This is a genomic window from Micromonospora sp. ABR4_055, from assembly GCF_056160425.1.
Genome location: NZ_JBSWXD010000041.1, coordinates 15,568 through 42,395 on the forward strand (window position 1 = coordinate 15,568; position 26,828 = coordinate 42,395).

Below are 26,828 nucleotides of genomic sequence, written 5' to 3' on the forward strand. Positions count from 1 at the left end.
TCAGGGATGGTCGAGATGGCAGAGTCAGAAGGTTCGAGCTTCTCCCGTCGACTGAGTCAACTACGGACTGAGCGCGATATGTCGCTGCGTCAGCTCGCCAGGGCGACCTTCTACAGCAAGTCCTATCTGCATGAGCTGGAGAACGGCTCCAAGCGCCCAACAGCGCAGGCTGCCCAGCGCCTCGACTCTGCACTCCGAGCCGGCGGTGAATTGTCAGCACTAGCTGACACTCAAAGGGCTCTCAGCCGCCGCCAGTTCGTAGCTGGAGCTGGTCTCGCTGCCGCGCTTCCGCATACCTATCTGGATCACGGCCGCCAGATCGGTGCAGACCTTCCGGATCAATTGGTGGAGCGTACCGCGCGGTTGCGTCGTCTGGACGACTTCCTCGGCGGCGCGGACACGTACCAGATGTACGCCGCCGAGCTTGAAACAACAGATCGGATCATCCGGGACGGACGTTACGCCGAGGATACCCATCGACGGTTGTTGGCAGTGCTCGCCGAGCAGGCGCAGTTGGCTGGTTGGGCCGCCTTCGACGCGGGCCGTCACGGCGACGCGGAGCGGCTGTATCAGGCGAGTCTGACCGCTGCTCAGGAGGCGGACAGCCCGGCGCTTGCTGGCAACGCGCAAGCGTTTCTTGCCTACCAGGCGATCGCGCTCGGCCGGTCCGGCTTGAATCTGGCTATCGCGGCGTGCGAGACAGCGAAAGATGGCGCAACCCCTCGGGTCCTGACCCTCCTGCACTGCCGCCGGGCCTGGACTCACGCCCTTCAAGGACAGGCAGCAGAAGCGGAACGGCAGCTCGATACAGGCGCACGGTGGCTGAGCGCCGCCGGCGACCGAGCTGAGCCAGATTGGGTCTACTGGGTGGACGACGTCGAGGTCGACATCATGACTGGCCGCTGCTGGTCGGTGCTGCACCGGCCGATGCGCGCGATATCGGTGCTGGAGCACGTCTTGTCGCTGTACAGCGACACACATGCCCGTGACAAGGCGCTCTATCTGACCTGGCTGGCTGACGCGTACCTCGACGCCAACGAGGTGGAACAGGCGTGCTCCGTGGCGGGCAAGGCAATGCGGTTGGCGGCGGGAGTCGGGTCGATCCGCCCAGCTCAGCGAATCGACTCATTCATGTCGAGGCTGGAGCCTTACGCGGCTCTTCCGTGTGTCGTCGACCTACATGGCCAAGCGGCGGAGATGAGCCGGTAGCGTCGTCCGGCCAGGGCAGCTTCGATGTCAACTGCCTGGTGCGGCTTCGTCCGTCGACGATCGAAGCCACTCCAGACATGCTGCCGACCCTGCCACGATTGCCGTGGCGGTGATCTGCGGGTTCTGCCAGGGATGGTGCGCGAGTAGGTGGCGCTCCAAGGCTTCGTACCGGGCGGCCGTCGTGTTGAGTAGCACCTGCCACTCTTCACCCTCGCCCTGGTCGCCGAGATGCCAGAAGACGCTGATCACGGGGCCTACCACCTGGGCGTTCCCAGCCAGGCGAGCACGTACCGCCGATCGGGCGAGGGCTACTGCGGCATCACGTGTCTCGACTGCGGTTGACACCTGTAGATAGTCGCTCATGGTCCGAGGTTATCTCCCACTTCAGTCGATCCGGTGTCTGCGGACAGCAGATGTTATTCGGCGGACGTCCCCGCTATCGCGTCTTGCGCCAGCGGCCGTGAGTATCGGTTTGTCCTTGCGGACTCCGGTCCTGTTGCGGGTGTTCGGCGGACGGATGACACCGTAGAGGGGGAACGAAGATGAGTGAAGCATCAATCTTCTTGTTGGGTCGGGCGGTGGGTGCGAATCCACTCGGCGACCTCGTCGCGGTCCCAGATCCGCATCCGCCCGGAGGCGACGAGCGCGACTGGTGCCGGGAAGCTCGCCCGGTTGGTGATCTCGGTGGCGCGGGTGCGCGATACGCCGCCGAGCATCTCGGCGACATCGGATAGCGCGACGACTCTCACGAGCTGAACGTAAGTACCGGCACCCCGTGAACCTTGACAGTTGCAAGGTTGCCTGTGGACGGTCATGGATGCTGTCCGGGCGAGGCATCAGCGGTGTAGCGCCGTGGCTTGATCGATTGCGTGGCACGAAAACGATCATGAAAGGGAGAGAGCGATGATTGTCGAGTTGGTTCGTGAACTGGTGGTGCGGTGGCGGGAGTGGCGGGACGGGCGGTCGGCGGCGTCGAAGCGGCTGGCCCGGCTCGACCAGGAACGGTCAGCGGCCCGGCATCGGCGGTTGGACGGCAACCGTGGGCACCGCTGGTCGTCCGAGCCGACGATGCTTACTCCAACCCTGCGTCCGCTGATGACCTACGGCCAGATGGTCGGCTACCGCGTACCGGCAGGGTTGTGATCCTGGTGGACGACGGTGCTGGCGAGTCGGAGCCGAACGCCGACGCCGACGACGCCTACTCCACCCGAGAGTGCGAAACCGACGAAGCGGCCGAGGTGGCTCTCACGCTGCGGTGGAGTTTCGAGGACCTGAAGGCCGAGCACGGCGAGGCCGGTGCCCGACGGATTCTCGCCGAGGTCCTTGCCCGGTGGCAGGCCAACGGCGGCGAGCCGGTGGCGTTCGACGACTGACGACGGATGACCGCGTCGTGATTCTTGGGAGAGGGACGGATCGATGTGGGATATCGGGGCACTGTTGAGTGCGGCGCTGCTGGGCTTCTGCGCCGGGCTGTGGTCGTTCAAGGTGAAGTCGCGGTGGTGTCCGGACTGCGGGCGTACGACGTACCCGTTGGCGGATCGGCGTGGCGGGTAGTCGGCTGCTCCGTGCGCCCGAGCCGAGGCCGGGTGACGTGCTGGTCGTCGGTGGTGAGGCCAGCGTGCAGTTCGCTGGTGAGCGCAGACTGCGGTTCCGGGTCATCTCGGTGGACCCCAAGCCGACGTACGAGGGCTGGCTCTGGGTCACGGGTTACGTAATTGACAAATCCGGCGAAGCCGCCGAGCGGCGGGAGATATTCGTGCAACGTGACGGACTTTATCGTCTGCCCCGGCACGACGGGTCGTAACCCTGCCCGGCGGCCGAGTCGGACGGTGGTCAGGCGGCGCGGTTGTAGACCGTGATCGTCAGGTTGATCGAGCTGAAGACGGTGTATCCCATTCGGACGTCTTCGCGGTTGAACCGCACCGAGGCGAAGCGGTCCTCGTTGGTGATCGCGCAGGTGTACCTGGTCTCGGACAGGTCCTCGTCGAGTGTCAGTTGGTACTGCGCCGTCGCCTGCTGGCAGAGCTCCGGGCCGTCACCTGCGGCCTCCCGTAGCTCGGCGTTGTTGATCGCTTCGAGGCCGCTGATGCTGAACTGGAGATCGGCCCGGCCCGTCTCGTCAGAGCCCGTGACATCCCAGTCGGGAGCAAGCGAGTCGAGGTCGATCTCTGATGTCGCCGAGAGGGGGACGACGGTTTCTGCCCGGTGCACTGTCACCGATGTGCCGCCGGGCGCGGAATCCGGCCCGGCAGTGGTTGGCGACGAACCCGACGAACTGCTCCCGGTCGGGCCCGGTGCCGGCGCGGCGACGTCCGGTGCCGAAACGTCCGGTGCCGCGCCCGGCCGTACCGACCAACCGACGATGCCGGCCCCGATCAGCGCCAGCGCCAGCGCACCGGTGAAACCAAGGCGAGGGCTGCCGGCCGTACGCCATCTGAAGGCGAGCGCGACCCCGCCGACGAGCAGGCTGCCCGCGATGAGCCGCAGCCCAGCGGTGGGATGCTCGGTGAAGAAGGACGCGACACCGGCGATCGAGCCGGCGACGGCTGCCGCCTGAATGAGTCGGTCGACCCAGTTGAAACACGCGGTCCTGCCGGCCCAGTGACCATCTCCCGTTGTCCTTGCTCCGGTGACTCTTAACGAACTCTCATCAAGTTCTCGTCCGGCTTCCACCCGCCTGGGGTGAGATCTGTCGGTCGAGATCGAAGCTGAGCGGGCCGTCTCTGTGAACTGCTTCACCTTCTGACCGATCGGTCAGGATTCCCGGGTTGGTTCCGGCATCCTTGGTCGCGACGGGTGACCTGAGGAGAGGAGGTGGGCAAGGTGACGCAGGCCGGCCGGGGCGGCGCGGGGCGGCCCGAGCTACGCGAACAGATCCTCGACGTGGCCGCCCAACGCTTCGCGGTGGTCGGCTTCCGGGGCGCCTCCCTCCAGGACATAGCTGCCGAGGTGGGCTGCGCCAAGGCATCCCTGCTCTACCACTTCGACAGCAAGGACGCGATCCTCGCCGCCCTGATGAACCCGGCGGTCGCCAGCCTGGCCCAACTCGACCAGCAACTGGCCGGACTCGACGACGAGACCGCCCGCCGTACGGCGATCGACGGCTTCATCGAGCTGTGCCTGCGCTACCAGCGGCAGATCGCGGTGCTCTACGCCGAGATCCCGCAGATGCTGCACCAACCCGCCTTCTGCGACCTGGAGCAGATGATCGACCGGCTGCTCGACGCCCTCACCGGTCGATCCGGACGCCTGGAGGACCGGTTCGCCGCCCTGGTGGTGCTGGCCGGGGTCGCCGCCGCCAGCTCCAAACACCTCGACCTCGACGCCGACCGGCTCCGCCCGCTGCTGGGCCAGGTGATCGACCGGACCCTCGGCGAACCGGGCCCGGCGCGTAACCGAGACCTGACGCCAGCTGAGGGCCCGAAGCCCGGCGCCAGCTGAAACCCGAAGTTCCGTAACGACCGACACGACAGAGGATGCCGCATGGCCACCCTGCTATACCGGCTCGGCCGGACCGCCTTTCGTAAACGACACCTGGTCGTTTCGATCTGGTTGATCGCCCTGGTCGGTCTCGGCGCCGCCGCGCTCGCCTTTCGCGGGCCGACCGCCAGCGACTTCAACATCCCCGGCACCGAATCCCAGGAGGCGCTGGAGCTGCTGCAGGAGCAGTTCCCGGAGGCCAGCGGGGCCGGCGGCACGATCGTGATCGCCGCGCCGGAGGGCGAGCAGCTCACCACCCCCGAAGGCCAGGCCGCCGTCCTGCAGGTGGTCGGGGAAGCCAACCAGATCCCCGGTGTGATCGCCGCGCTCGACCCGTTCCAGACCGGCAGCGTGTCACCCGACGGCCGGTTCGCCCTGGTCAACATCCAGTTCGCCGTGCCGAACGACGAGGTCAGCGACGAATCGCGCCAAGCGTACGAAGCGGTCGGTGGCCCGGCCCGCGACGCCGGCTTCCAGGTGGCCCACGGCGGCGAGGTGATGAGCACCGAGCCGCACGTCGGCTCCCAGGAGGCGATCGGCGTGGCGATCGCCCTGGTCGTCCTGATCATCACCTTCGGTTCGCTGGTCGCCGCCGGGATGACGATGCTGAACGCGCTGATCGGCGTCGGCGCCGGCATGGCCGGCCTGTTCGTGCTGAGCGGCGTCATCAACCTCACCTCCACCGCCCCGGTGCTGGCGCTGATGCTCGGTTTGGCCGTCGGCATCGACTACTCGCTGTTCATCACCTCCCGGCACCGGCAGCACCTGCTGGAAGGCCTGGAACCGGAGGAGGCGGCCGCCCGCGCCGTCGCCACCGCCGGCTCCGCGGTGGTGTTCGCCGGCGCCACCGTGGTCATCGCCCTCGCCGGGCTCTCCGTCGTCGGCATCCCGTTCCTCACCGTGATGGGTCTGGCCGCCGCCGGCACGGTCAGCGTCGCAGTCCTGGTCGCGATCACCCTGCAGCCGGCGCTGCTCGGCTACGCCGGCCGCCGGGTGCTGCCGCGCGGCAAGCGGGCAGTCGGCCCGGCCGAGGCACCGACCAGCCAGGAGAACCAGGACTCCTTCGGATTCCGCTGGGCCCGACTGATGGTGAAGCTGCGGATCCCGGTGATCGTGCTCGGCGTGGCCGGGCTCGGTGCCCTGGCGATTCCCGCCGCCGACATGCGGATCGCCCTGCCCGACGCCAGCACCGCGCCGCTGGGCAGCAGCGCACGAACCGCGTACGACCTGACCACCGAAGGATTCGGGCCCGGCTTCAACGGCCGGCTGATCATGGTGGTCTCCGGTGACTCGGCGGAGGCCACCACCACCGCCGCCGGTCAGATCACCGGTACGGTGCAGGCCCTCGACGGCGTACTGGTGGTCGCACCGCCGCAGCCCAGCCAGGACGGGCAGACCGCGATCCTGGCGGTCATCCCGGCGACCGGCCCCACCGAGGCCGCGACCGAGGAGCTCGTCGAGCGGATCCGTGTGGAGATTGCCGAACTCGGGTTGGCCCCGGACGACGACGGCACCGCAGCGGTGGCGTTGACCGGTGTCACCGCCGTCGGCATCGACGTCTCCGACAAGCTCGCCGACGCACTGCCCGTCTACCTGCTGCTGGTCGTCGGGCTGTCGATCCTGCTGCTGATGCTGGTGTTCCGGTCGATCCTGGTGCCGGTGAAGGCCGCCGCCGGGTTCCTGCTGACTGTCGGCGCGACGTTCGGCATCACCGTCGCGGTCTTCCAGTGGGGCTGGCTCGCCGATCTGGTCGGCCTGGACACCCCGGGCCCGCTGGTCAGCTTCCTGCCGATCCTGCTGATCGGCATCCTGTTCGGCCTGGCCATGGACTACGAGGTGTTCCTGGTGTCCCGGATGCGGGAGGACTTCGTCCATGGTGACACCGCCGTGCAGGCCACCATCAACGGGATGGGGCACGGTGCCCGGGTGGTCACCGCTGCCGCACTGATCATGAGCGCGGTCTTCGGCGGCTTCATCCTGGTCGACGACCCGGTGATCAAATCGATGGGCTTCGCGCTGGCGATCGGCGTGCTGATCGACGCGTTCGTGGTGCGGATGACCATCGTCCCGGCGGTGATGTCGCTGCTCGGCCGCGCCGCCTGGTGGCTGCCGGGCTTCCTCAGCCGGATCATGCCCAACGTGGACATCGAAGGCGAGCAGCTGCGGGCCAGGCTGGCCGCGCAGCGCGGCGCCGAGCTGGTCGGCAGTGGAGCCGACCTGTCCTGACCCGATTTCACCCGGCATCGGTGCGCTGGGCTGCGTACCGGTGCCGGGTGCGGCAGGATGCCAGGCATGAATCTGGACCGACCGATCGCACCTGATCCGTACGACCTGCTTCCGCCGGTCGACTCGTTCGCGTTGACCAGCACCGACCTCTCCGAGGGCGGGCCGCTGCCGACGGCGCACGTCTTCACCGGAGCCGGCGGTGCGAACCTCTCCCCGCAACTGTCCTGGTCGGGCTTTCCGGCATCGACCAAGGGGTTCGTGGTGACCTGCTTCGACCCGGACGCGCCGACCGGTTGCGGGTTCTGGCACTGGCTGCTGGTCAACCTGCCGGCGTCGGTGACCGAGCTGGCGCAGGGTGCCGGCGGTGACCCGGAGAAGGCGGCGCCGGGCGCGTTCGGCGTACGAAACGACTTCGGTAACGCCGGGTACGACGGAGCCGCACCGCCGGCCGGTGACCGGCCGCACCGGTACATCTTCGCGGTGCACGCCCTCGACGTCGAACGGCTCGACCTCGGCCCGACGGCGACCCCGGCGTACGTCGGCTTCAACCTGGCCTTCCACACCCTCGCCCGGGCGAGGCTGACGGCCACCTACCAGCAGCCGGCCTGACCACCCAGCAGTTGGCCGCTATCCGCGTGGCCGGGCCGACCGGCCGCGCGGCGCGCGGTCACGGGCGGATGCAGCAGCCGGGGCAGATTTTCGGGTCGGGCAGGGTGAACGCCAGGCAGCAGGTCCGTCGCTGCACGGTGACCGCCCCGTCCTCGCCGGGCACCAGCTCGATCAGGTCGCCGATGTCGAGCGCGTCGAGCAGCGTGCCGATCGTCTCGGCGGACGAGCCGGGCAGCGCGTCGGCCGCCTGCAGCACCGCGTAGGCGATGCCGGAGGAGAGGGAGCCGAGCAGCGTCCGCGGGCCGAGCTTCACCCGGCTGTGGATCGCGTCCAGCAGCGGGCTCATGTGCTGGTCGAGCAGGGAGATCCGCAGTACGCGGAGCAGCTCGGCCTCGTCGGCCACGACCAGCACCTCGGGCAGCCCGGCCGCCGCGATCGGGTCGTGCGGCAGCACCGCCACCGGGATCCCGGGGCGCAGGCCGACGTCGACCAGCGGTCCGTCGTCGTCCATCCGCAGCAGTACGTCGTCGGCGCGCATCAGCGGCACCCGGCGGGCCGACGCCCAGCCGAGCGCGACCGGCAGCGCCACCCAGTAGCTGTACGCCTTCCAGGCGAGGGCGGCGGCGGCGTGCCGCTTCGCCTGCCAGCGCCGGGCGGCCGAGTCGAGCAGCCGGGGCAGGTGGCCGCCGTGGATCAGCTCGGTGGCGGGCAGCCAGCCGGTCTGGTCGTCGACGAGCAGACCGGCGTGCAGGCCGGGCAGGTCGTCGGTGCCGAACGCGGTGCGCAGCGTGGCGGTGATCGGGGCCAGCGGAGCGGCGGCGCGGGCCCGGGGGTCGATGACGGCGGTCACGATGAGCAACCATCGGTCGGCGCGGTGGCAACCGGGCAGGTAACGGTGGCAACCGAGAAGGAGGTGGCGTTCCCGTGATCAACCGGGTCGCACGTGCCTCGCCTCAACGTTCTCACCTTTCGATCCTTCCGCCAGCTGCCGATGGTTCACCCTAGCTTGCTAAGGCTAGGCTAACCAGAGTATCGGCGAAACTTCCAGCCAGGGTGATGACACTCCGTGGCGGTGGGTGATGGGCGAATTTCGCAGAGTGCTCTGATCCGTGCTGTCAAGTGCTCTGTCGGCAACGCGCCAAATCCGACCGGGTGTCCGAGTCGGAAAGCAGACTGTGGATCCGGCCTGAGGGGACGCCTTGCGATGACCAGCTCGCCCATCGACCGCGCCGCCGACACGTTCGCGGCCGAGCTCGCCCAGTGGCGCCTGGACCGGGCAATGACCAAGAAGCAGTTGGCCGCCCGGATGGGCTTCGATCCGTCGTACATCAGCCACGTCGAAGGCCGCCGGCACCGCCCCACCGAGGACTTCGCCCGCCGGGCCGAAGCGGTGCTCGGCGCCGGCGGTGCGATCTGGCAGCGCTACCAGGAGTACGACGAACTGCGGCACAGCCGTACCAGCACCCCGCCGCGCGACCCGCCGGTGCCCGAACAGTGGATGCCACCCGGCACCGGCCTCATCGTCGAGCAGGAGGTGGCCACCCTCGCCTACCGGGACGGCTACTACCACTGCACGATCCGGCGGGCCCTCTACAACGCCGGCACCGAACCGGTCACCCGCTACCTGGTCCGGGTCGCCGTCGACCGGTACCCCGACGATCCGGACCGGTCCAACCGGCACCACCGGGAACACCCGCTCACCTTCGTCGAGCTGGACCTGCACGCCTTCTGCGGCACCCCCGGGCACCAGGAGCCGATGCAGTGGCGCAAGAAGCACGACCGGGACGCCTTCAAAGAGGTCTGGCTGCTCTTCGAGAACTCCGACGGCCGGTTCCCGCTGTACCCGGGGCAGCGCACCAGCATCGAGTACACCTACCGGGTCGGCCAGGAGAAGTGGGGACAGTGGTTCCAACGTGCCGTCCGGCTGCCCACCCGGCAGCTCACCGTACGACTGGATTTCCCGGAAGCGCTCGACCCCCAGGTCTGGGGGGTCGAGACGTCCCTGTCTGCGGAGGACGCCCCGCTGCGAACGCCGGTGCGCCGGCAGCGGGTGAACGGCCGGTCGGTGCTGGAGTGGTCGACCGACGCGCCGCTGCTCAACGCCCGGTACCGGCTGGAGTGGCGGTTCCGGTCCGTGCCGCCGACCCACACGGGCGGTCAGGCCGGGTCACCGGCCGGGACCGAGACGCGGCCGGAGCAGCGGGCCAGCGAACGGATGCGGGCCATCGGGATCGTGCAGCGCGGCGCCGAAATGCTCCGACAGCAGGTGCAGCCGTTCGAACTACCGGCCGACGAGGCGGTGGCGTTGGACACCGTCGCCCGGCTGCGGGCCATGCTGGCCCGACTCGACGAGCTGCACCCGTTCGGCAAGGGGGTGGGCCTGGCCGCGCCGCAGATCGGGTTGCCCTGGGCGGCGGCCCTGGTCCGGCCCCCGGAGCCGGGAGCCGAGCCGCTGACGCTGCTCAACCCGCGGGTTGTCGACGTTGCGGTGGAGACCGATGACCAGTACGAGGGCTGCCTGTCCTACTTCGACGTGCGTGGGCTGGTGCCGCGTCCGCTGCGGATCGACGTCGAACACTCCCGGTTCGACGGTGGCCGGGTGATCACGTCCTTCGACCGGGCGATGGCCCGGCTGGTCGCGCACGAGATCGACCACCTGGAGGGCCGGCTGTACGTCGATCGGATGGCACCGGGGACCAGCCTGGTGCCGGTCGAGGAGTACCGGGACAGCGGCCGGCCCTGGGTGTACTGACCGGGCAAAGCGATCACACCTCGCCGAAGCTGTCGTAGTGGATGTGCTCGGCCGGGACGTCGAGCTCGGCGAGCCGACGCAGACTGGACCGGACCATGCCGGCCGACCCGGCGACGAAGAAGTCGTGCTCGTACCACGGGCCGTAGCGGGCCAGCACGTCGGCGACCTCGCCGTGCTCCCCGGTCCAGCCCGGGTCGTCCGAGCAGCAGGGCACCACGTTCAGCCAGGGGTAGGCGGCGCAGAGCTGGCTCAGCTCGGCCAGGTCGTACAGGTCGTCGCGGGTCCGCCCGCCCAGGTAGACGTGCACCCAGCGGCTGCGGTTGTACCGGGTCAGCTCGTCGATCAGGGCCTTGACCGGGGCGAAACCGACCCCGCCGGCCAGGCAGACGATGTCGCGCGGCGAGTCCCGGTCCAGCACCATGGAGCCCATCGGGGCGGCCACCCGCAGCAGATCGCCGGGGCGGACCCGGCGGACCAGCGCGCTGGACACCCAGCCGGCAGCGGCCGCCCGGACATGGAACTCCAGAGTGTTGTCCGCCCGGGGCGCGTTCGCGATCGAGTAGCTGCGCCACAGCCTTGGCTGGTAGCGCGGCACCTCGACGCTGACGTACTGCCCCGGCTGGTACTCCAGTCGGTGCTGCAGCGGCCGGCAGGTCAGCACGGCGACGTCGGTGCCCCGGCGTTCGTGGTCGAGCACCTCGGCGTGCCAGAATGCCGGGTTCGGGTCGCTTTCGGCGCCGATGACCAGGTTGGTGATGAGCAGTTCCAGTGCGGCACCCCAGGCCTCGTCGTACTCGACGCTCCACCGGTCACCGGCGACGGTGCGCAGCGCCTCCAACAGCATGCCGCCGAACGCGGCGTAGTCCGCAGCTTGCACCTGGAACTTGCGGTGGGCCCGCCCGAGTGACTGCAGGTAGTCGGTGAACTGCTCCGGGTCGTCGATCGAGCCGACGGCAGAGACGATAGCCTCGATCAGGCAGCGCCGCTGGGTGTCCATCTGCACCGGGAAGAGCTGGCGAAGATCCGGCCGGTCCAGGAACAGTCGGGCGTAGAAGTAGCCCGCCACCTGGTCGCGCTCCTCCTCGACGAGCACCCAGCTCTCCTTCAACAGTTGCGCGAGATCGCTCATCAAGGCCTTCCCGTCACCGTGCCGCCACTGACTCCGTATCACTGAGTTCCAGGGTGAGCACTCTTCGTAGCGAGTCGACGTACCCGATGTGCGACATTGCCGTGCCGTACCCGCTCGGGCACAGTGGTCCGGTGACGGTCGACCTCGCCGGTACGCCACCACCGGCCAGCAGCAACCCGGACGCCCACCCGGCGGCCCCGCTGCCACCGCGCCTGCTGCGCGCCGAGGTGCTCCTGGTCCTGGGCGTGTCGCTCGGCCAGTCCGCCATCTACGCCCTGGTCACCATCACCGCGCGACTCACCGCCGACCGGCCGCTGGGGCAGCAGACCGCCACCATGAACGCCTCCCAGTCGGCCCGCCCCTGGCTGGACCTGACCTACCAACTGCTCGGGATCTTCTTCGCCCTCGTGCCGGTCCTGCTGGCGGTCCACCTGCTCAGCCGGGACCGGGCCGACGCCCGCGCCCGGCTCGGGCTCGACGCCCGGTCACCGCTGCGCGACCTGGCCTGGGGAGCCGCCCTGGCCGCCGCGATCGGGCTGCCCGGACTCGGGCTGTTCTGGATCGCCGCGCTGCTCGGGCTCAACGCCAGCCTGGTCCCGGCCGCGCTACCGCAACTGTGGTGGACGGTCCCGGTGCTGATCCTTGCCGCCGCGCAGAACGCCATCCTGGAAGAGGTGATCGTGGTCGGCTACCTGATGACCCGGCTACGGCAACTCGGCTGGCGGATCGGCGCGGTCATCGCCACCAGCTGCCTGCTGCGCGGCACCTACCACCTCTACCAGGGCTTCGGAGCGTTCCTCGGCAACGTGATCATGGGTGTGGTGCTGTCGCTGTTCTTCCTGCGTACCCGCCGGGTGATGCCGTTGATCATCGCGCACACCCTGCTGGACGTCTTCGCGTTCGTCGGCTACGCGCTGCTGCCCCGTGACTGGTTCAGCTGGCTGTGACCGGCGCAGCCGGCGTGACCGGCCGATAGCGCGCGCTGGCCCGCGCGGCCAGCCGCTCCAGCAGCAGCGTGTCACCCGACCAGGCGACCAGCGCCCGCCCACCGGGCAGCAACCGGGCCGGCAACCGCAGCAGCGCCCAACCGCCGCCGGTCAACCGGCTCACCGCCTCGGTGAACCGCTGCGCACCGCCGAGCAGCCGCAACGCCGGATCCTCGGCGTCGTCGGTCGTCGGCCGGCCCGCCGCGTCCAGCGCGGCGTGGGCCGCCGCGACGTCCGGCTGCATGCCGGTCAGGGCCAGCAGCTCCGCAGCCCGGTCCCGGTCGGTCGGATCATGCCGGTACGCGGCCGCCACGTGCAGCGTGACAGCAGCCTGCGTCCAGCCGAGGGTCACCAGCTCCAGGGCCGGGCCGAGCAGCCCGCCGGCGGTGGCGACCGCCGCGCCGGCCCCGGCGAGCCGGGTGAACCGGCGCGCCGCCAGCCGGGCCAGTGCATCGTCGCTGGCCGCCGGGTAGTCGTCGCGTAGCCGGGCCGCCCAGTCCCGCGCCGCCGGCCCGATCCGTTCCACCGCGGCCAGGGCGAGCAGTTCCGGCGCGTACGCCGGACGCGCCAACAGCTGTCGCAGCGTACCGCCGGGGACCGGACCTGGCGGGGGAGTGCCGGCCGGATCCGGCGCCGGCGCGGCTTTCTTCGCGGTGGTCTTCTTCGTCGGCGCGGTCTTCTTGGCGGCGGTCTTTCTTGGCGTGGTCTTCCTCGCCGCAGGCTTCTCCGCCGCCGTGGGCTCCGCTGCCGGAGTCGCCTTTTTCGCGGCGGCTTTTTTCGCGGCGGTCTTCTTCGCGGCGGTCTTCTTCGCCGGCGTGGCCTTCTTGGCGGGGCTCTCGGCGCTGCCGGCTGCGCTCGACGGTGGCTGGAACAACACGGGAGCGATGGCGGCGGGCGGCGTGACGCCGGCCGTCGGTGTCCTGGCCCGTGGGGCGCGGGACCGCCTCGGCTCAGCGTCGGGCGATTGCTCCTCCATGCTCAGGCAGCCTAGCCCGAACCCGCCCGCAACACCCGCCTCGCCGGTTCCAGCGACCCCGGCTGACGGGGTTTGTGCCGGTAACGCCCGGGTACCCGGGCCCGGTGGCCAGATATGCCGCGGACATCACCGCGCTGGCGCGACCGCTGGTCGACGCCGACGACCTCGACCCGCTGATCGAACGGGCCGCCGACGCGCGGGTGGTGATGCTCGGCGAGGCGAGCCACGGTACACACGAGTTCTACGGCTGGCGGGCGGCCGTCACCCGCCGACTGGTCACCGAGCACGGCTTCTCCTTCATCGCCGTCGAAGGGGACTGGCCGGACTGCGACCGGGTCGACCGCAGCGTCCGGGGCCGGCTCGACGCCCCCCGCGACCCGCGCGACGCGCTGACCACCTTCGAACGTTGGCCCACCTGGATGTGGGCCAACGACGAGGTGGTCGACTTCTGCCGCTGGCTGCGCCGGCACAACGACTCGGTCAGCGAATCCGCCCGGGTCGGCTTCCACGGGCTCGACGTCTACTCGCTGTGGGAGTCGCTCCGCGAGATCCTCGTCTACCTGCGGGAACATCGACCGGACCAGGTGCCGGCGGCGCTCGACGCGTACCGCTGCTTCGAACCGTACGGCGAGGACCCGCAGGAGTACGCGACCGCCCTGCGGCTGGTGCCCGCCGGCTGCGAGGCGGAGGTGATCGACCTGCTGGTCCGGCTGCGGCGCGACGCCGCCGCCGACGGGGCAGGCAGCTTCGGTGCCTGGCAGAACGCCGAGGTGGTGGCCGGGGGCGAACGCTACTACCGGGCACTGGTGTCCGGTGGCCGGCTGGCCTGGAACGTCCGGGACCGGCACATGGACGACACCCTCGCCCGGCTGCTCGACCGGTACGGTCCGGACGCCCGCGCGGTGGTGTGGGCGCACAACACGCACGTCGGCGACGCCCGGGCCACCGACATGGCCGAGCTCGGCGAGGTCAACATCGGGCAGCTGGCACGTGAGCGGTACGGCCGGGACCGGGTGGTCCTGGTCGGCTTCGGCACCTACCGGGGAACGGTGGTGGCCGGTGACACCTGGGGCGCACCGATGCGGCTGATTCCCGTACCGCCGGCCCGGCCGGGGTCGCTGGAAGCGATCCTTTCCGTCGCGGCCCCGGCCGAGTCGCTGTTCGTCTTCCCCACCGACGGCAGACCGGATCTGCTCACCGACGAGCTGGACCACCGGGCGATCGGGGTGGTCTACCAGCCGAACATGGAACGGCGCGGCAACTACGTGCCGACCGTGCTCGGCGACCGCTACGACGCGTTCCTCTGGTTCGACCGCAGCCGAGGGGTGCGCCCGCTGCGGACCCCGCATGTCGAGCTGCGTGAACCGGAGACCTTCCCGTCCGGCGTCTGAGCGTCACCCGGCACGCAGCCCGTCCAGCATCACTCGGTCCGCAGCCCGTCGGCGCGCATCAGCCGCCACAGCGCCGGCAGGCCGGCGGCGGCGACCAGCAGCACGACACCGGCACCCGCCGCGCTGGCCCCGGCCACCGTCCACCAGCTGACCACGAGGTCGCGGCCGACCATGCCGAGCAGCACCGCACCGAGCCCGACCCCGGCGGCCACCGCCAGGACCAGCCCGAGCAGCACGGGCACCAGATGCTGCCAGACGACCGCCCAGCCGAGCGCCCGCCGGGGTGCGCCGAACGCGTCCAGCATGGCCAGCAGCCGGCGCCGTTCGCGCAGCTGTTCCAGCATGGTGACCAGCATGCTGGCGGCGATCAGCAGCAGCGTGACGACGATGCCGACGACGAGTCCACGACGGACGCTGGTGAACCGCCGCGCCTCGGTCGTCGCGGACAGGGTGGACAGCAGGTCCATCGGTCCGGCGGTGGCGAGCAGGTTGCGGACGTGCTCGACCGCGTCCGGCTGGCCGGGGTCGATCTGCAGGTACGCCGTTGTCGGCAGCCGGCCGACCGCGTCGACGTCGATCGCGGCCGGCGTGGCGAAGATCCCGAACCGACCGATCCCGTACGGATCGACGCGCGACTGCGCCGGTCGGGCGTCGACGGGAATCGTCCACTCGTACCCACCGGGCGCGACCTGCACCCGCTCGCCAGCCCGGATCTGCTCGACCGGTGTCTCCACCAGCCGACCCTGCTCGTCGACGGTCACGGATCGCAGGTATTCGGGAGGCGGTGCGACCCGGAAGACGGCACCGTCGGCGCAGTCGGTCGCCACGATCAGCTCGGCGAGCCCCCGGCAGTCGGCGATGACCAGCTCATCGGTGCGGTGTGCGACGCCGCCGGCACTCTCGCCGTCGCCGGAGCCGGCGAACACCGAGGTGGACCGGTATCCGGCGACCGAGTCGACCCCCGGCACCGCGCGCAGCCGGGTCAACAGCGCGTCGCCGGTCGACCGGTCCGGTACGCCGAGATGGGCGAGGTGGCTGGCCCGGTCCGGGTCGGCACCGGTCTGTCGGACGAAGTCGTCGTCGACGCCGGTGAACAGCGCCTGCAACGCGATGGCGCCGGCCACCGCGACCGCGACCCCGCACACCTGCCGGGCGTTGCCGCCGCCGTCGACCTGCAGCCGGCGGATCGCCAACTGCCAGGCGACCGGCCCGCCGCGCATCCGCCGTACGGCGGCCTCGACCAGCCACGGCAGCAGCGTCACCACGCCGACCAGCAGCAGCACCGCGCCGACCGACCTGCACCGGGAGGTACGTCAATGAACAGTCCCTTGCTCTCCGGCCGAGGAGTCGTCCGCTCGTACGGCGCCACCCCGGCGCTACGTGGCGTCAGCCTCGACGTCGCCGAAGGCGAGATCGTCGCCGTCACCGGGCCCAGCGGGTGCGGCAAGTCCACCCTGCTGCACTGCCTCGCCGGCATCCTGCGCCCGGACGCCGGTGAGATCCACTACCGCGACCAGCGCATCGACCTGCTCTCCGAGTCGGCCCGCGCCGTGCTGCGGCGTACCGAACTCGGGGTGCTGTTCCAGTTCGGTCAGCTCGTCCCCGAGCTGACCGCAGCGGAGAACGCCGCGCTTCCGCTGCTGCTCGCCGGCACGGGGCGGCGAGCAGCACGGACCGCGGCGCTCACCTGGCTGGACCGGCTCGGCGTCGCTGACCAGGCCGACACCGTGCCCGGCGAGATGTCCGGCGGCCAGCAGCAGCGGTGCGCGCTGGCCCGCGCGATGATCACTGAACCTCGGGTGCTGTTCGCCGACGAACCCACCGGCGCGTTGGACAGCCTCACCGGCGAGCAGGTCCTCGGCCAGCTGGTCCGGCTCGCCCGCGAGCAACGGACCTCCGTCGTGCTCGTCACCCACGACCCCCGGGTCGCCGGGTACGCCGACCGGGAGATCATGCTGCGCGACGGCGAGATCGACCCGGCCGGGCTCGGCCCAGTCGTCGCCCGGACGGCCCGGTCGTGATCCGTCCGGCCACCCTGCTGCGGCTCGGCCTCGTCGGCACCCGCACCGACACGGTACGGATCGTCCTCACCGCCGCCGCGCTGCTCACCACCGTCACCTTCCTGGCCGCCGCCACGGTCATCGCCGTGCCGACCGTCCCGGACGGAAGATCCAACCGGTCCCCGCAGTACGGCCCGGCGCTGATCGCCGAGGCGGAGCTGCGGACCGGAGTCACCATCGCCCTGTTCCTCCTGGCGATCCCGGTCCTCGCCCTCGCCGGGCAGTGCGCCCGACTCGGTGCGCCCGCCCGTGACCAGCGGCTCGCCGCCATCCGGCTGGCCGGCGGCACCCCCGGCCAGGTCCGGGCGCTGGCCGCCACCGAAACCGGGCTGGCCGGTGCGCTCGGCTCCGTCACCGGGCTGGCCGTGTACCTGGCCGGCCGGCGACTGCTGCACCGCCCGGACGAGCACGGCCTGCTGCCACTGCCCACCGACGTACTGCCCCCGGTCTGGTCGCTGATCCTGATCGTGGCCGGCATCCCGCTGCTCGCAACCGCAGTCGCCGCCGCCCTGCTGCGTACGGTCGTCGTGTCCCCGCTCGGCGTACAGCGCCGGCGCAGGCAAGGGCGGCCCGGGTGGTGGCCCGGCCTGCTCATCCTCGGCGGCCTGGTGGTGACCTTCCTGTTCCGGCCGCTCGTCGACTGGGCTGCCGGCCGGGAAGCCCCACTGTGGGGCGTCGCGGCCATCGCGTTCACCGGGGCGCTGACCATCGCGATCGGCGTCGCCACCGGTACGGGCTGGATCTCGTACGCATGCGGGCGGATCCTGCGGCGAGTGGCCCGCCGCCCCGCGACCCTGCTCGCCGCCCGACGGCTGACCGCCGACCCGTGGCACGGCGCACGGACCTTCGCCGGGCTGCTGGTCTGCGTCCTGTTCGGCGCCGGCACCGCCGGGTTCAGCGCCTACATGGCGGCCGAGTTCGGCAGCTGGGACCGGGTCCGCCGGATCCTCGCCGAACAGAGCGGCCAGCCGTACAGTCCGAGTGACAACAGTTTCTACTTCAACGCGGTCACCCTGGTGCACATCGCGGTCCTGGTAGGCCTGGCGATCGCAGCCGCCGGTCTGGCCGTCGCAGTCGTCGAAGGCATCGTGGAGCGCCGCCGTGCCAACGCGGCACTCGTCGCCACCGGCGTACCACGCGGGGTGCTGGCCCGCTCGGTCCTGGTCCAGACCCTCACCCCGCTGCTACCGGCGACCCTGGTGGCGCTGACCGCCGGCACGATGATGGCCAGGGCGCTCGGAACGGAGGTCTCCTCCGGCCCGTACGACCACGTTCTGCGATCCGGCGGATGCCTGTCGCACCCCCGAGGACTGGACGGAGTACGGCCGGACGATCGAACACCCGGGCATCACCGTGCCGGTGCAGGTACCCCTCGACGACTTGGCGCTGCTCGGCGTCGGTGCGATGGTGGCCGCCCTGGCCACGGTCGGCGTCGGACTGCTGTTCCTGCGCGGCGCCACCGACCTGACGGAACTCCGGCAGACCTGATCGGCTACCGGCAGATGACCTGGCCCGGTCAGGGCCGGCCGACCGGGCCGAGCAGTGCCGACTCCATCGACGTCGGATGCAGCATCACCCACTGCAGCCGGCCCTGACTGACCAGGCCGACCATCTCCGGATGGATCCGGGTCAACCAGCTCTGCGCCTCGGTGAACCCCAACGCCGACGCCACCAGTGCCGCTTCGGCGGCGGTCAACCGCTGCAGCACCACCAGGTCACTGCGGACCAGCGGATCGAGATCCCAACTGCCGACGTCGTTGCGGACCACCATCGTCGTCCGCCACGGCGCCCCCACCTCCGGCGTACCGCCCATCGCCGGGCCGACGTCCACCGCCAGCAGCTGGGGATGCGCCGGTGACGGCGGTGGTGGCGGCTGGGCACCGGGCGGCAGAAACGACGCCGACTCCCGACCCAGACCGCACTGGTGCAGAATCCCCTGCCAGTCCGGCTCGCGGGCGGTCTGGATGAACAGGTGCGCGCCGAGCGCCATCGCCCGCAGCGTGAGCAGCTGCGCGCAGCGCAGCCCGCCGACCAGCAGCAACCGGGTCGGTTCCGGGCGGAACAGCCGCACCGCGACCGGCCCGCCCTGCCGGTTGCGCCCGACGACCATGCCGTCGCCGCCGGCCCGCAACCGTACGTCGCCGAGTGCCTCCGGACCGGTGGTGTGCAGGCCGGCCGGCGGGATGATCGACAACGGACCCGTCACGGCAGAAACCCCCCGAGCGGCAGGGTGGCGGCCAGCCCACGGACATGCTCACCGTCGATCCGCTCGGTCAGCCCGCCGCGTTCGCGTACCGCCTCGGTCAGGGCCTGGTCGCCGACGGCCAGCGTCGTCACATCGGCGGCGGTGAGCCGGACCGCGGCCGACACCGTCACGTCCCCGGCGGCCGCCTCGGTCGGATGCCCCGGCTCCCGGGCGACGGCGACCGACACCACCGTGTCGACCATCGGCAGCTGCCGCAACACGTCGTCCAGCTGCCACGGCAGCTCCGGCCAGCGCAGCAGCCGGCGGCAGACCTGCGGGACCTCACCGCTCCACCACGCCTGCCAGGTCTCCTCGCCGGCGACCCGGTTGCTGGCGGTGCCATAGACGTTGCCGCTGTCCAGCCGGCTGGGCAGCTGCGCCAGGTAGCCGACAGCGGTCAGCAGATCGTCGCCGCCCAGCAGCCGGGCCGGCACCCGGTCCTGCTTCAGCTGGCGCTGGACCCGCCGGACCGACGACACCAGCGCCGGTGCCAGCTCCCGATCGGTGTAGCTGTCCGGCGTACGCATCACCTGGAGCACCAGCCAGGCCCGCCGACGGGCCGGCACGTCACCGCCGGTCAGTTCGCGGTAGGAGCGCTCCACCAGCCCTCGGCCGGTGTGCGCGCGCGGTGCCGCCGCGACCTGAACGAGCAACTGCACCGAGATCGGCGGGGCAGCCGGATCCGCCGCCGGCAGCAGCGCCGCCGGGGACGGCAGACTCAGCGCGGAGCCGACGAACAGCGAGCCGGCGGCAGGGTCGAGCTCTACGACGGCGCAGACGCCACCCCGGTGACTGATCGTCGCCATCGTCCGGCCGCTGACCGTGACATCGTCCACTATCGCGGTCGGCTCCACGAACCGCAGCAGGCCCGCCGCCCGGTTGCCGCCACCGGCCGGCAACCGCCGGGGCCGCAGCCGGTACCGCAACCACACCGCCAGCCACTGGTAGAGCCACCGCCCGCGCAGTCGGACCACCGTCGGTGCCAGCAGCACGGCCAGCGCCGCCGCCGTCACCAGCGCCACGACCGGCCCCCGCTGGTACGCGGCGAGCAAAACCGTCGCCGCCAGCTGCCAGTAGACCAGCTGCCCGATGGCGAACGGGCCGGTGCCGGGGCGGACCCGCCGGGGCCGGATCCGGCTGCCCGACGTCGCTGCCGGGGTCGACGCCGCAGCTGCCGACCCGGCGATGCCGGGGATCATGTCCGAGGTCGGCTGGCCCGATCCTGATCCGGCCGGCGGCACCGGCACGGCGGCCCGCGCCGCCAGCGGAGTCGCTGTCGAACTGCCCGCGACCTGTCCGGTCGTACTGCCCGCGACCCGCCCGGTCGACAGTCCGGCAGCGTGGACCATCGGCAGCTCCGAGGTGGGGGCCGAGCCGGCCACACCCAGCGTCGGTGGTGCGGCTGCAGGTGGCGGTGCCGCTGCGGGCATCGGCGCGGCGTCGCGCTGTCGGGGCGGTGCCCACTGCTGCCAGCCGGTCGGTGCGCCCGACGACTGGTCGGCGGGAGGGCCGGGGTCGGTCGTCATCGCTCAGCGTCCGGTCGCCGTACGGACGTCGGCCTCGGTCACCGAACGCAGCTCGTCCAGGCTGGGCCGCTGGCCGGACTGGCGCAGCCGCTGCGCCTGCGCCTTGCGTACCCCCTCGAAGAGCTTGCGCGCCTCGCGGGCGTTGCCGAAGCTCTCGTCCCGCCGCACCGCCGAGAAGTGTCCGAGCAGGACCTCCGGCACCGCGGCGGCGAGCAGGTACTCGTCGTTCGCCGCCATCCGCTCGACGATCACCACCAACTGCTCCGGGGTGTAGTTGCCGAACTCGATCGTCCTGGCGAACCGGGACGCCAGGCCGGGGTTGGCGTCGAGGAACTGCCGCATCTCCCCGGTGTAGCCGGCGGCGATCACCGCGATCTCGTCGCGGTGATCCTCCATCAGCTTGACCAGGGTGTCGATCGCCTCCTGACCGAAGTCCCCACCACTGCCGAACGACCGGGACAGGGTGTACGCCTCGTCGACGAAGAGCACACCGCCCAGAGCCTGCTCGAAGACGGCGGCCGTCTTCTCCGCCGTGTGGCCCAGGTACTGCCCGACCAGGTCGCGCCGGGACACCTCGCGGAACGGCCCGCCGGACAGCACCCCCAGGGCGGCCAGCAGCTCACCGTAGATCCGGGCCACCGTCGTCTTACCGGTGCCCGGCGCGCCCGCGAAGATCAGATGGTGGCTGACCGCGCTGACCGGCAGCCCGGCGCCACGCCGCCACTCGTTCACCTGGATCTCGTCGATCAGCCCGCGTACCTCGTCCTTGACCGACTCCAGGCCGACCATCGCGTCGAGCTCGGCCAGCAACTCCTCGGTACGGGCGGTGTCCGGCCCGCCGGCCGACGCGGCGGCGGCCGCGCCGAACACCGCACGTCGGCTCGCCGTACCGGTGACGATGGTCGGCTCGGCCCCCTCGGCGATGTCGAACGCCGGCATCGCCGTGTTCTCGGTGCTGCACTCCTCGACACTGCCCGCACAGCCCCGACCGAAAGAGACCGCCGGCCCACGGGTGTCGCGGATCCGGCAGCGCCGCAGCGTCGGCGCGCTCTGGTGGGCGACCGCCACCCCGGCACCGCCGGTCCGAAAGATCTCGCACGTCTCCAGCACCGGACGGCCGTGCTGGTAGATGTAGACGCCCCGGTTGCCGCAGCCGCTGATCGTCGACGCCCGGATGGTCGGCGCGGCCCCGATCCGCACGATCACGCCGTCCTCGGCGAGGTCGGTAAACTCGCAACCGTCGACGGTGCCGTCCGAGTCCTCGACCACCAGGCCGTGCCGCGCCCCGGTGACCGTGCACCGGGTCAGCGTGAAACTCGACCGGTTGCCGATCACGACGCCGGCGCCGAACCCGGCCCGCAGTTGGCAGCCGGTCATCGTCAGCCGTGCCCGGTCGACCGCCACCGTCGGCGCGTCGCCGGCCAGCAGCACCAGGTCACGCAGTTCGAGGGTGCCGCCGTTGGCGGACACGGTCGGATAGTTGCCGGCGGAGGCGTCGACGGTCACCGAACCGGCACCCTGCGCGGCGACCACAGTGATCTGTCGATCGTTGACGAACACCGCCTCGTAGTAGGTGCCGGGGTCGACGGCCACCACCGACCCGTCGGACGCCGCCGCGAGCGCGTCACCGATCGACGGATAGGCGCCTGGCTGGTCCGGACTGACCAAGAGGGTGCGCGTCATCGCTCCGGGCTTCGTACACGGTGGGACAGGGGATTCCGACGATATCGCAGCACCACCAGACCTGGTGTCCGGTGAACGACCGCGTCTGAACGACCGCGTCGCCGCCGGGCCGCAGCAGGCAGCAACGACCGGCACCGGTTGTCTACGCTCTACGGCGGGATCCCGGGGCCTCCGGCCGGACCCGGAAGACCGGCGGAAAGGAGAGCGTGATGGCGGTACGCACGCTGCCGTTGACGGCAGCCGCTCTGCTGGTCGACGGCGAGGTCCACACCCACACCTCGGTGCGCGGCGACCATCTCCCGCAGCTGCACCCGCTGGTGCGGCGGATCCTGGACGAACTTCCGGTCGGTCAGCGGGAACGCTTCGTCGGCTGGTGCGCCGAGCCGGTGCTGATCTCCGACCGGCTGTACGCCGTACAGCAGCGCCAGCCCGGCCCCGAACTGTCCCCAGCTGCGGCCCGCGCGGCGCTGTGGGCGGCCAGGATCCGGGTCACCCTGATCCGCGAGCCCGACGATCCGGCCCACGGCACGGCGGTCGCCCCGTGCCGGTCCTGCCGCCAACTGCTCGACTGGTTCGGGATGGAGACGCTTTGATGCCCGGCGACGACCGGTTCCCGACGGAGGTGCTGGCCGCCCTGACCTTAGCCGGCTGGCAGCCCTGCCGGCGCGACGAGCAGCGGGGCCGCGACTGGGCCCTGCGGGTCGCCGCGCACGTCGGCCCCGACGGGCGGCAGCACACCGTGGTCGGTCCCGCGATCGAGGCGTACGCCGAGTTCGGCGGCCTGTACGTCGAACCGGACGGCCCCGGCGAGGCGGTCGCGCCGAGCACCGTCCACCTCGATCCGCTGCGCGCCGTGCACACCGTCGCCACCCTCGCCGTACTCGCCGACACGCTGGGCGTACCGGTCAGCCCGCTCGGCGTCGAAGCGGACGGCACCGGCATCCTGGCCATCGACGCCCGACAGCGGGTGTTCGTGCTGGACCACGGCGGCGACTGGTTTCTCGGCCGGTCGGTGGAGCAGGCCGTCACCGCACTGATCCTCGGTCAACGGCCGCACCGGCTCGCCGAGGACGGCAGCTGGTGACCGCCGACCCGGAGCCAGGGCCGCAGCCACTGTCCGAGTCGGCCTCCGCAGGGTGGCGGCCGGCCACCGCTGCCGAGGCGGGCATGGCCGCCGCCGCCGACCTGGCGGGCTACCTGGCGGCGCTCGGCACCGGGCCGCTGCTGCTGCCGGTGTCGGCCGAGACCGCCGCCGGTCAGGCACCGTTCGCCTGGCCCACCGTCGAGCACGACGGCGCTCCACACGTACTGGCCTTCACCTCGCCGCAGGCCATCGCCGCCGGACTACCGGGCGAGTCGGTACGGTACGTGACGGTCACCCTGGCCGAGGTGGTCGCCACGATCCCCGACGACAGCTGGTGGCTGGCGGTCGACCCGGGACTGCCGATCGCCCACCGGATCACCGCCGGGCAGCTGCGGGAGCTGGCACCGTCACCCGATGCCGGCGACATCGCTCGGGCGCTGCGCGCCGCCGTCGCGGCCGAGGACCCGGACGCGGTGATGGCCGCCCTGCTACGGGTCGAGTTCACCGTACCGATGCCGCCGGACGCCGACCCCGACGCCGCCGCGACCGACCTGGCCGACCCCCGGTTCCCCTGGTGGTGTCTGCCCGACGAGGCGGGACAACCGTCGGTGCCGGTCTTCACCTCCCCGGCGATGCTGGCTGAGGTGTTCGACGTGCCGCCGCCGTCGGTCGTCGCCTCCAGCGCGCGACTCTTCGCGAACTGGCCGGACCCGCGCTGGCAGCTCGCCGTCAACCCGGGCACCGCGTCGGCGGTGAGCCTGCCCGGAGAGGCGGTCCGGCAGGTCAGCCGGTGGCTCGACGAACTGCGCCGGACCGTGACTGAGGGTGCCGACGCGGACCGTGCCGACGCGGATCGGGCCGGGGCGGACCCGGACGTTCCGGTCCGGATGCAGCTGGTCGTCCCGCACCGCCACCTGCACGCGTACGTGGCGGACGGCTACGACCGGATGGCCGGCCCGGTGCACCGCTGGCACGGCCCCGGCCGGGACACCCCCGATCGGCTGTACGCCCGGTTGGGCCTGCTCGGGCCGGAATCGCCGTTCACCGCCGCCGACGAGTGGGTGCCGGTCGTACGGTGGGAACCCGGCCCGGACACCCCGGTGACCTGGCTCGACGAGCGGCCGCAGCAGCGGGCACTGGCCGTGCCGGACGGAGCCGAGCTGCACGTGCTGCACCAGGACGGCAGGGACGAGCTGCTGGCCCGGTTCGACCGGAGCGGTCGACGTTGGCTGCCGGTGGATCCGCCACCGGCCGCGACCACCGGTTGACCGGCGACTACTGCTTAGCCAGCCAGCGCCGCGCGGGCGGGGTGGCGAGCAGGATCACCGCCAGTCCGGCCAGCGCTCCGACGACCATCGGCAGCAGCATCGTCGGGTGGTATTCGATCTTGCCGAACAGCAGCAGGCCGCCCAGCACGACGAGGAGCAGCCCGGCGGTGAACCCGGCCGGGGCCCGCAGCATGTTCGGCCCGCCGACCCAGACGATCCGCATACCGGCCAAGGTCATGAAGACCAGCAGCAGGCAGAGGCCGAGGATCGCGAACGCGATGATCCACAGTAGGAACTTCGCGTCACCCTCGGCGCGGTAGGTGACGACCAGGAACGCGATACCCGCGACCAGCCAGAGGACAGCGGTGGGGATGGTCAGCAGTACGGCGGCGACGACGACCGCTGGCCGCCGCCGGTTGGCGGCGGGCGCGACGGGGCCGGCGGCTTGCCGGGGTACGTTCACCGGCTCGGTGGACGCCATACCGAATCGTCCTCGGCGGTCGGTGGCTCGCCCCCGGTCGGCTGATCGGGCCCGGCCTGGGCCGCCGGCGCTGGTACCGGTGCACCGACGTCGGCCATCGGCGGTGGACCATCCCGGGAGCCGGCCGGACGTCCCGCCCGGCGCCGCAGCCACCGGATCAGCAGTACGATGCCGGTGACCACCGTGCCGAGGATGGTGAAGAAGATCAGCATGCCGATCAGTTCGTCGAGCCCGAATTCGTAGCCCGGCTCGGGCGGCAGGTAGGCGACGGGGTCGCTGGCGGTCGGCGACGGCCGTGGGCTGGCCCGGTCGTCCGGCTCGGTGGTGAGCGCCGCGTGGATGTCCAGGATGCCCCAGCCGAAGTCGAGGTCCTTGCCGGGCGGCCCGGCGTCGTACGCCGTACCGACCAGCCGTTGGAACAGCTTGCCCTGGTCCTCGTCCGGATACCGCGCCTTGAGCAGCGCGAACGCCCCCGACACCAACGCGGTGGCGGAGCTGGCGCCGTCCATCGTGTAGTAGCCGCCACCGACGGCAGCTCGGACGATGTCCTCGCCGGGTGCGGCGATGTGGGTCTGCTCGGCGCGGATCGACTCCGGGCTGAGCCCACCGTCACGTCCGCTGCTGGTCACCGCGATGGTCCACTCACTGCGGGCCGGCTGCCCGATCAGGATGTCGCGGCGGTTGCCGATGCCGGCGACGACGATGACGCCGCGCCGGTAGGCGCTTTCGACGGCCTGCTCCAGCGCCGGGTCGGATGACCCGGTGAGCGAGACGTTGATGATGTCGGCGCCGCTGTTGACCGCCCAGTTGATCCCGAGCGCGATGGACTCGGGGAGGATGATCTCAGTCTTCGGGCTGGAGAGCGTGATGGGCAGGATCTTGGCCTTCGGCGCCACCCCGAGCACTCCGTCGCGGCCGCCGGGCCCGTGCCCGTGCCCGGCGATCAGCGACGCCATCCCGGTGCCGTGGTTGCGCCGGTCGACGTGGCCCTTGCTGTCGCGGTCGTGAAGGTCGGCCCCGGGCAATACGTTGTTCCGCAGGTCGGGGTGGGAGGCGTCGACGCCGGTGTCGACCACCGCGACGGTCACCCCCTCGCCCTGGGTGATCTCGTGCACCTCGGGCAGTCGCATCGCCTCGACGTGCCAGGACTGGTCCCGGGTCTCGTCGGCCTGCGCCGGCCCGGCGGGCAGCGGGACCGTGCCGAGCAGCCCGAGCAGCCCGGCTGCCACCAGGCCGATCGACCGCCGGGAAGCACGCATGGGCGGAGCACACCTCTCCGTCGGGTAGTCACCGGGCGACCCGGCGCTGTGCCCGGATGATACTGCTTCGGGTGCTTCGTCCGGCTCAGCTCGGCCGTGTGCCGGCCTCATCGCTGGCCCAGGCTCCGGCCCTGCTGCTGCGGCGGCTTCTCGTCGGGGGTGTCGATGGTGCCGGGAGCCGGCGGGTCGGTCTGCCACAGCTCGTCGCCACCGTCGCCGTACCCCCAGGTCTGCTGCCGGTCGTCGGTCCTGCGGCTGGTGCGACCGGTGCCACTGGCTGGGCCGGCACCCCGTTGCCCGCCCAGCACCGGACCCGGGCCCTTGGCGGCACCGCCGGGCTTCATCGGCCCGGTCCGGCCGGACAGCCGGGGAGCAGCCGGGCCCGGCCGACCGGCGGAGCCGGGTGCGGCCGGCTGCGGTAGTCGGGCAGCGCCGGCAGTCGGGGCGGCGGGGCGGCTGCGTGG

27 protein-coding genes and 1 pseudogene are annotated in these 26,828 nt (G+C 71.6%); 15 read left to right on the top strand and 13 right to left on the bottom strand.

What is annotated here, in order from left to right:
• Positions 1 to 15 precede the first annotated feature (15 nt).
• Complete coding sequence (locus ACXAHD_RS12445) at positions 16 to 1,209, top strand: helix-turn-helix domain-containing protein (protein ID WP_475050614.1); 1,194 nt, start codon at positions 16 to 18, stop codon at positions 1,207 to 1,209.
• 27 nt (positions 1,210 to 1,236) lie between these two features.
• Here ACXAHD_RS12445 and cutA read toward each other — a convergent pair whose 3' ends face one another.
• Both cutA and ACXAHD_RS12455 read right to left on the bottom strand, forming a co-directional pair.
• A complete protein-coding gene (cutA, locus tag ACXAHD_RS12450; RefSeq protein WP_416553980.1) occupies positions 1,237 to 1,572 on the bottom strand; it encodes a divalent-cation tolerance protein CutA in 336 nt (111 codons plus the stop codon).
• A 191-nt stretch (positions 1,573 to 1,763) separates the two neighbouring features.
• The gene (locus ACXAHD_RS12455; protein WP_123604313.1) at positions 1,764 to 1,958 is read right to left on the bottom strand and encodes a helix-turn-helix transcriptional regulator; all 195 of its coding nucleotides are present in this window, start codon (positions 1,956 to 1,958) and stop codon (positions 1,764 to 1,766) included.
• A 154-nt stretch (positions 1,959 to 2,112) separates the two neighbouring features.
• Here ACXAHD_RS12455 and ACXAHD_RS12460 point away from each other — a divergent pair, with 154 nt between their 5' ends.
• The 3 genes from ACXAHD_RS12460 (at position 2,113) to ACXAHD_RS12470 (ending at position 3,013) form a co-directional block, all read left to right on the top strand.
• Positions 2,113 to 2,352 carry a hypothetical protein gene (locus tag ACXAHD_RS12460; protein ID WP_475050559.1) on the top strand — a complete coding sequence of 80 codons (240 nt, stop codon included), beginning with the start codon at positions 2,113 to 2,115 and terminating at the stop codon, positions 2,350 to 2,352.
• A 5-nt stretch (positions 2,353 to 2,357) separates the two neighbouring features.
• A complete protein-coding gene (locus ACXAHD_RS12465; RefSeq protein WP_475050562.1) occupies positions 2,358 to 2,582 on the top strand; it encodes a hypothetical protein in 225 nt (74 codons plus the stop codon).
• Between the two features lie 170 nt (positions 2,583 to 2,752).
• Positions 2,753 to 3,013: a hypothetical protein gene (locus tag ACXAHD_RS12470; RefSeq protein WP_281552590.1), complete on the top strand. Its 261-nt coding sequence runs from the start codon at positions 2,753 to 2,755 to the stop codon at positions 3,011 to 3,013.
• A gap of 29 nt (positions 3,014 to 3,042) precedes the next feature.
• Here the strand turns inward: ACXAHD_RS12470 and ACXAHD_RS12475 are convergent, their stop codons facing one another.
• Positions 3,043 to 3,882 carry a hypothetical protein gene (locus ACXAHD_RS12475; RefSeq protein ID WP_475050565.1) on the bottom strand — a complete coding sequence of 280 codons (840 nt, stop codon included), beginning with the start codon at positions 3,880 to 3,882 and terminating at the stop codon, positions 3,043 to 3,045.
• A gap of 141 nt (positions 3,883 to 4,023) precedes the next feature.
• On the opposite strand from ACXAHD_RS12475, the gene ACXAHD_RS12480 reads away from it, so the two are divergent.
• From ACXAHD_RS12480 to ACXAHD_RS12490, 3 genes are all read left to right on the top strand, one after another.
• On the top strand, positions 4,024 to 4,650 hold the full coding sequence (locus ACXAHD_RS12480) for a TetR/AcrR family transcriptional regulator (protein ID WP_475050567.1): 627 nt from the start codon (positions 4,024 to 4,026) through the stop codon (positions 4,648 to 4,650).
• Between the two features lie 42 nt (positions 4,651 to 4,692).
• Positions 4,693 to 6,915 carry an MMPL family transporter gene (locus ACXAHD_RS12485; RefSeq protein WP_281552594.1) on the top strand — a complete coding sequence of 741 codons (2,223 nt, stop codon included), beginning with the start codon at positions 4,693 to 4,695 and terminating at the stop codon, positions 6,913 to 6,915.
• A 66-nt stretch (positions 6,916 to 6,981) separates the two neighbouring features.
• On the top strand, positions 6,982 to 7,524 hold the full coding sequence (locus ACXAHD_RS12490; protein ID WP_281552595.1) for a YbhB/YbcL family Raf kinase inhibitor-like protein: 543 nt from the start codon (positions 6,982 to 6,984) through the stop codon (positions 7,522 to 7,524).
• Positions 7,525 to 7,582: 58 nt separating this feature from the next.
• Here the strand turns inward: ACXAHD_RS12490 and ACXAHD_RS12495 are convergent, their stop codons facing one another.
• The gene (locus ACXAHD_RS12495; RefSeq protein ID WP_289211851.1) at positions 7,583 to 8,374 is read right to left on the bottom strand and encodes a hypothetical protein; all 792 of its coding nucleotides are present in this window, start codon (positions 8,372 to 8,374) and stop codon (positions 7,583 to 7,585) included.
• 354 nt (positions 8,375 to 8,728) lie between these two features.
• Here ACXAHD_RS12495 and ACXAHD_RS12500 point away from each other — a divergent pair, with 354 nt between their 5' ends.
• Positions 8,729 to 10,276, top strand: coding sequence for a peptide deformylase (locus ACXAHD_RS12500; protein WP_281552597.1), 1,548 nt, complete (start codon positions 8,729 to 8,731; stop codon positions 10,274 to 10,276).
• 13 nt (positions 10,277 to 10,289) lie between these two features.
• Here ACXAHD_RS12500 and ACXAHD_RS12505 read toward each other — a convergent pair whose 3' ends face one another.
• Positions 10,290 to 11,405 (bottom strand): FAD-binding oxidoreductase, encoded by a 1,116-nt coding sequence (locus ACXAHD_RS12505; RefSeq protein WP_281552598.1) that lies wholly within the window; start codon positions 11,403 to 11,405, stop codon positions 10,290 to 10,292.
• Between the two features lie 53 nt (positions 11,406 to 11,458).
• Here ACXAHD_RS12505 and ACXAHD_RS12510 point away from each other — a divergent pair, with 53 nt between their 5' ends.
• Positions 11,459 to 12,352: a CPBP family intramembrane glutamic endopeptidase gene (locus ACXAHD_RS12510; RefSeq protein WP_281552599.1), complete on the top strand. Its 894-nt coding sequence runs from the start codon at positions 11,459 to 11,461 to the stop codon at positions 12,350 to 12,352.
• Here ACXAHD_RS12510 and ACXAHD_RS12515 read toward each other — a convergent pair.
• Complete coding sequence (locus ACXAHD_RS12515) at positions 12,339 to 13,367, bottom strand: hypothetical protein (RefSeq protein ID WP_475050578.1); 1,029 nt, start codon at positions 13,365 to 13,367, stop codon at positions 12,339 to 12,341. The two genes, ACXAHD_RS12510 and ACXAHD_RS12515, sit on opposite strands and share 14 nt — an antisense overlap.
• A gap of 104 nt (positions 13,368 to 13,471) precedes the next feature.
• On the opposite strand from ACXAHD_RS12515, the gene ACXAHD_RS12520 reads away from it, so the two are divergent.
• Entirely contained in the window at positions 13,472 to 14,758 is a 1,287-nt protein-coding gene (locus tag ACXAHD_RS12520) for an erythromycin esterase family protein (RefSeq protein WP_475050581.1), read from the top strand.
• A gap of 29 nt (positions 14,759 to 14,787) precedes the next feature.
• Here the strand turns inward: ACXAHD_RS12520 and ACXAHD_RS12525 are convergent, their stop codons facing one another.
• Complete coding sequence (locus ACXAHD_RS12525) at positions 14,788 to 16,041, bottom strand: ABC transporter permease (RefSeq protein WP_475050584.1); 1,254 nt, start codon at positions 16,039 to 16,041, stop codon at positions 14,788 to 14,790.
• Between the two features lie 33 nt (positions 16,042 to 16,074).
• On the opposite strand from ACXAHD_RS12525, the gene ACXAHD_RS12530 reads away from it, so the two are divergent.
• Entirely contained in the window at positions 16,075 to 16,779 is a 705-nt protein-coding gene (locus tag ACXAHD_RS12530; protein WP_289211854.1) for an ABC transporter ATP-binding protein, read from the top strand.
• The gene (locus tag ACXAHD_RS12535; RefSeq protein WP_475050588.1) at positions 16,776 to 18,413 is read left to right on the top strand and encodes an FtsX-like permease family protein; all 1,638 of its coding nucleotides are present in this window, start codon (positions 16,776 to 16,778) and stop codon (positions 18,411 to 18,413) included. Before ACXAHD_RS12530 ends, ACXAHD_RS12535 begins: the two co-directional genes overlap by 4 nt.
• On the opposite strand, the gene ACXAHD_RS12540 is transcribed toward ACXAHD_RS12535, so the two are convergent.
• The 3 genes from ACXAHD_RS12540 to ACXAHD_RS12550 are packed head-to-tail and all read right to left on the bottom strand — an operon-like array spanning position 18,335 to position 22,272.
• Positions 18,335 to 19,024 (bottom strand): hypothetical protein, encoded by a 690-nt coding sequence (locus tag ACXAHD_RS12540; protein WP_281567176.1) that lies wholly within the window; start codon positions 19,022 to 19,024, stop codon positions 18,335 to 18,337. The two genes, ACXAHD_RS12535 and ACXAHD_RS12540, sit on opposite strands and share 79 nt — an antisense overlap.
• Positions 19,021 to 20,589 (bottom strand): type VII secretion protein EccE, encoded by a 1,569-nt coding sequence (gene eccE / locus ACXAHD_RS12545; protein ID WP_475050600.1) that lies wholly within the window; start codon positions 20,587 to 20,589, stop codon positions 19,021 to 19,023. The genes ACXAHD_RS12540 and eccE overlap by 4 nt, the downstream gene beginning before the upstream one ends.
• Before the next feature lie 3 nt (positions 20,590 to 20,592).
• Positions 20,593 to 22,272 carry a right-handed parallel beta-helix repeat-containing protein gene (locus ACXAHD_RS12550; RefSeq protein WP_281567174.1) on the bottom strand — a complete coding sequence of 560 codons (1,680 nt, stop codon included), beginning with the start codon at positions 22,270 to 22,272 and terminating at the stop codon, positions 20,593 to 20,595.
• Positions 22,273 to 22,481: 209 nt separating this feature from the next.
• On the opposite strand from ACXAHD_RS12550, the gene ACXAHD_RS12555 reads away from it, so the two are divergent.
• Genes ACXAHD_RS12555 through ACXAHD_RS12565 form a run of 3 tightly spaced genes read left to right on the top strand, consistent with a single transcriptional unit; the run spans position 22,482 to position 24,624 of the window.
• The gene (locus ACXAHD_RS12555) at positions 22,482 to 22,865 is read left to right on the top strand and encodes a YwqJ-related putative deaminase (protein WP_475050603.1); all 384 of its coding nucleotides are present in this window, start codon (positions 22,482 to 22,484) and stop codon (positions 22,863 to 22,865) included.
• A complete protein-coding gene (locus ACXAHD_RS12560) occupies positions 22,865 to 23,356 on the top strand; it encodes an SUKH-3 domain-containing protein (RefSeq protein WP_289211857.1) in 492 nt (163 codons plus the stop codon). The genes ACXAHD_RS12555 and ACXAHD_RS12560 overlap by 1 nt, the downstream gene beginning before the upstream one ends.
• Positions 23,353 to 24,624 carry an SseB family protein gene (locus tag ACXAHD_RS12565; protein ID WP_475050606.1) on the top strand — a complete coding sequence of 424 codons (1,272 nt, stop codon included), beginning with the start codon at positions 23,353 to 23,355 and terminating at the stop codon, positions 24,622 to 24,624. Before ACXAHD_RS12560 ends, ACXAHD_RS12565 begins: the two co-directional genes overlap by 4 nt.
• Before the next feature lie 7 nt (positions 24,625 to 24,631).
• Here the strand turns inward: ACXAHD_RS12565 and ACXAHD_RS12570 are convergent, their stop codons facing one another.
• From ACXAHD_RS12570 to ACXAHD_RS12580, 3 genes and pseudogenes are all read right to left on the bottom strand, one after another.
• The gene (locus ACXAHD_RS12570) at positions 24,632 to 25,105 is read right to left on the bottom strand and encodes a hypothetical protein (RefSeq protein WP_475050609.1); all 474 of its coding nucleotides are present in this window, start codon (positions 25,103 to 25,105) and stop codon (positions 24,632 to 24,634) included.
• A complete protein-coding gene (locus ACXAHD_RS12575) occupies positions 25,084 to 26,364 on the bottom strand; it encodes a S8 family serine peptidase (protein ID WP_475050611.1) in 1,281 nt (426 codons plus the stop codon). The genes ACXAHD_RS12570 and ACXAHD_RS12575 overlap by 22 nt, the downstream gene beginning before the upstream one ends.
• 107 nt (positions 26,365 to 26,471) lie before the next feature.
• Positions 26,472 to 26,828, bottom strand: a pseudogene (locus tag ACXAHD_RS12580) (hypothetical protein); the annotation flags it as partial.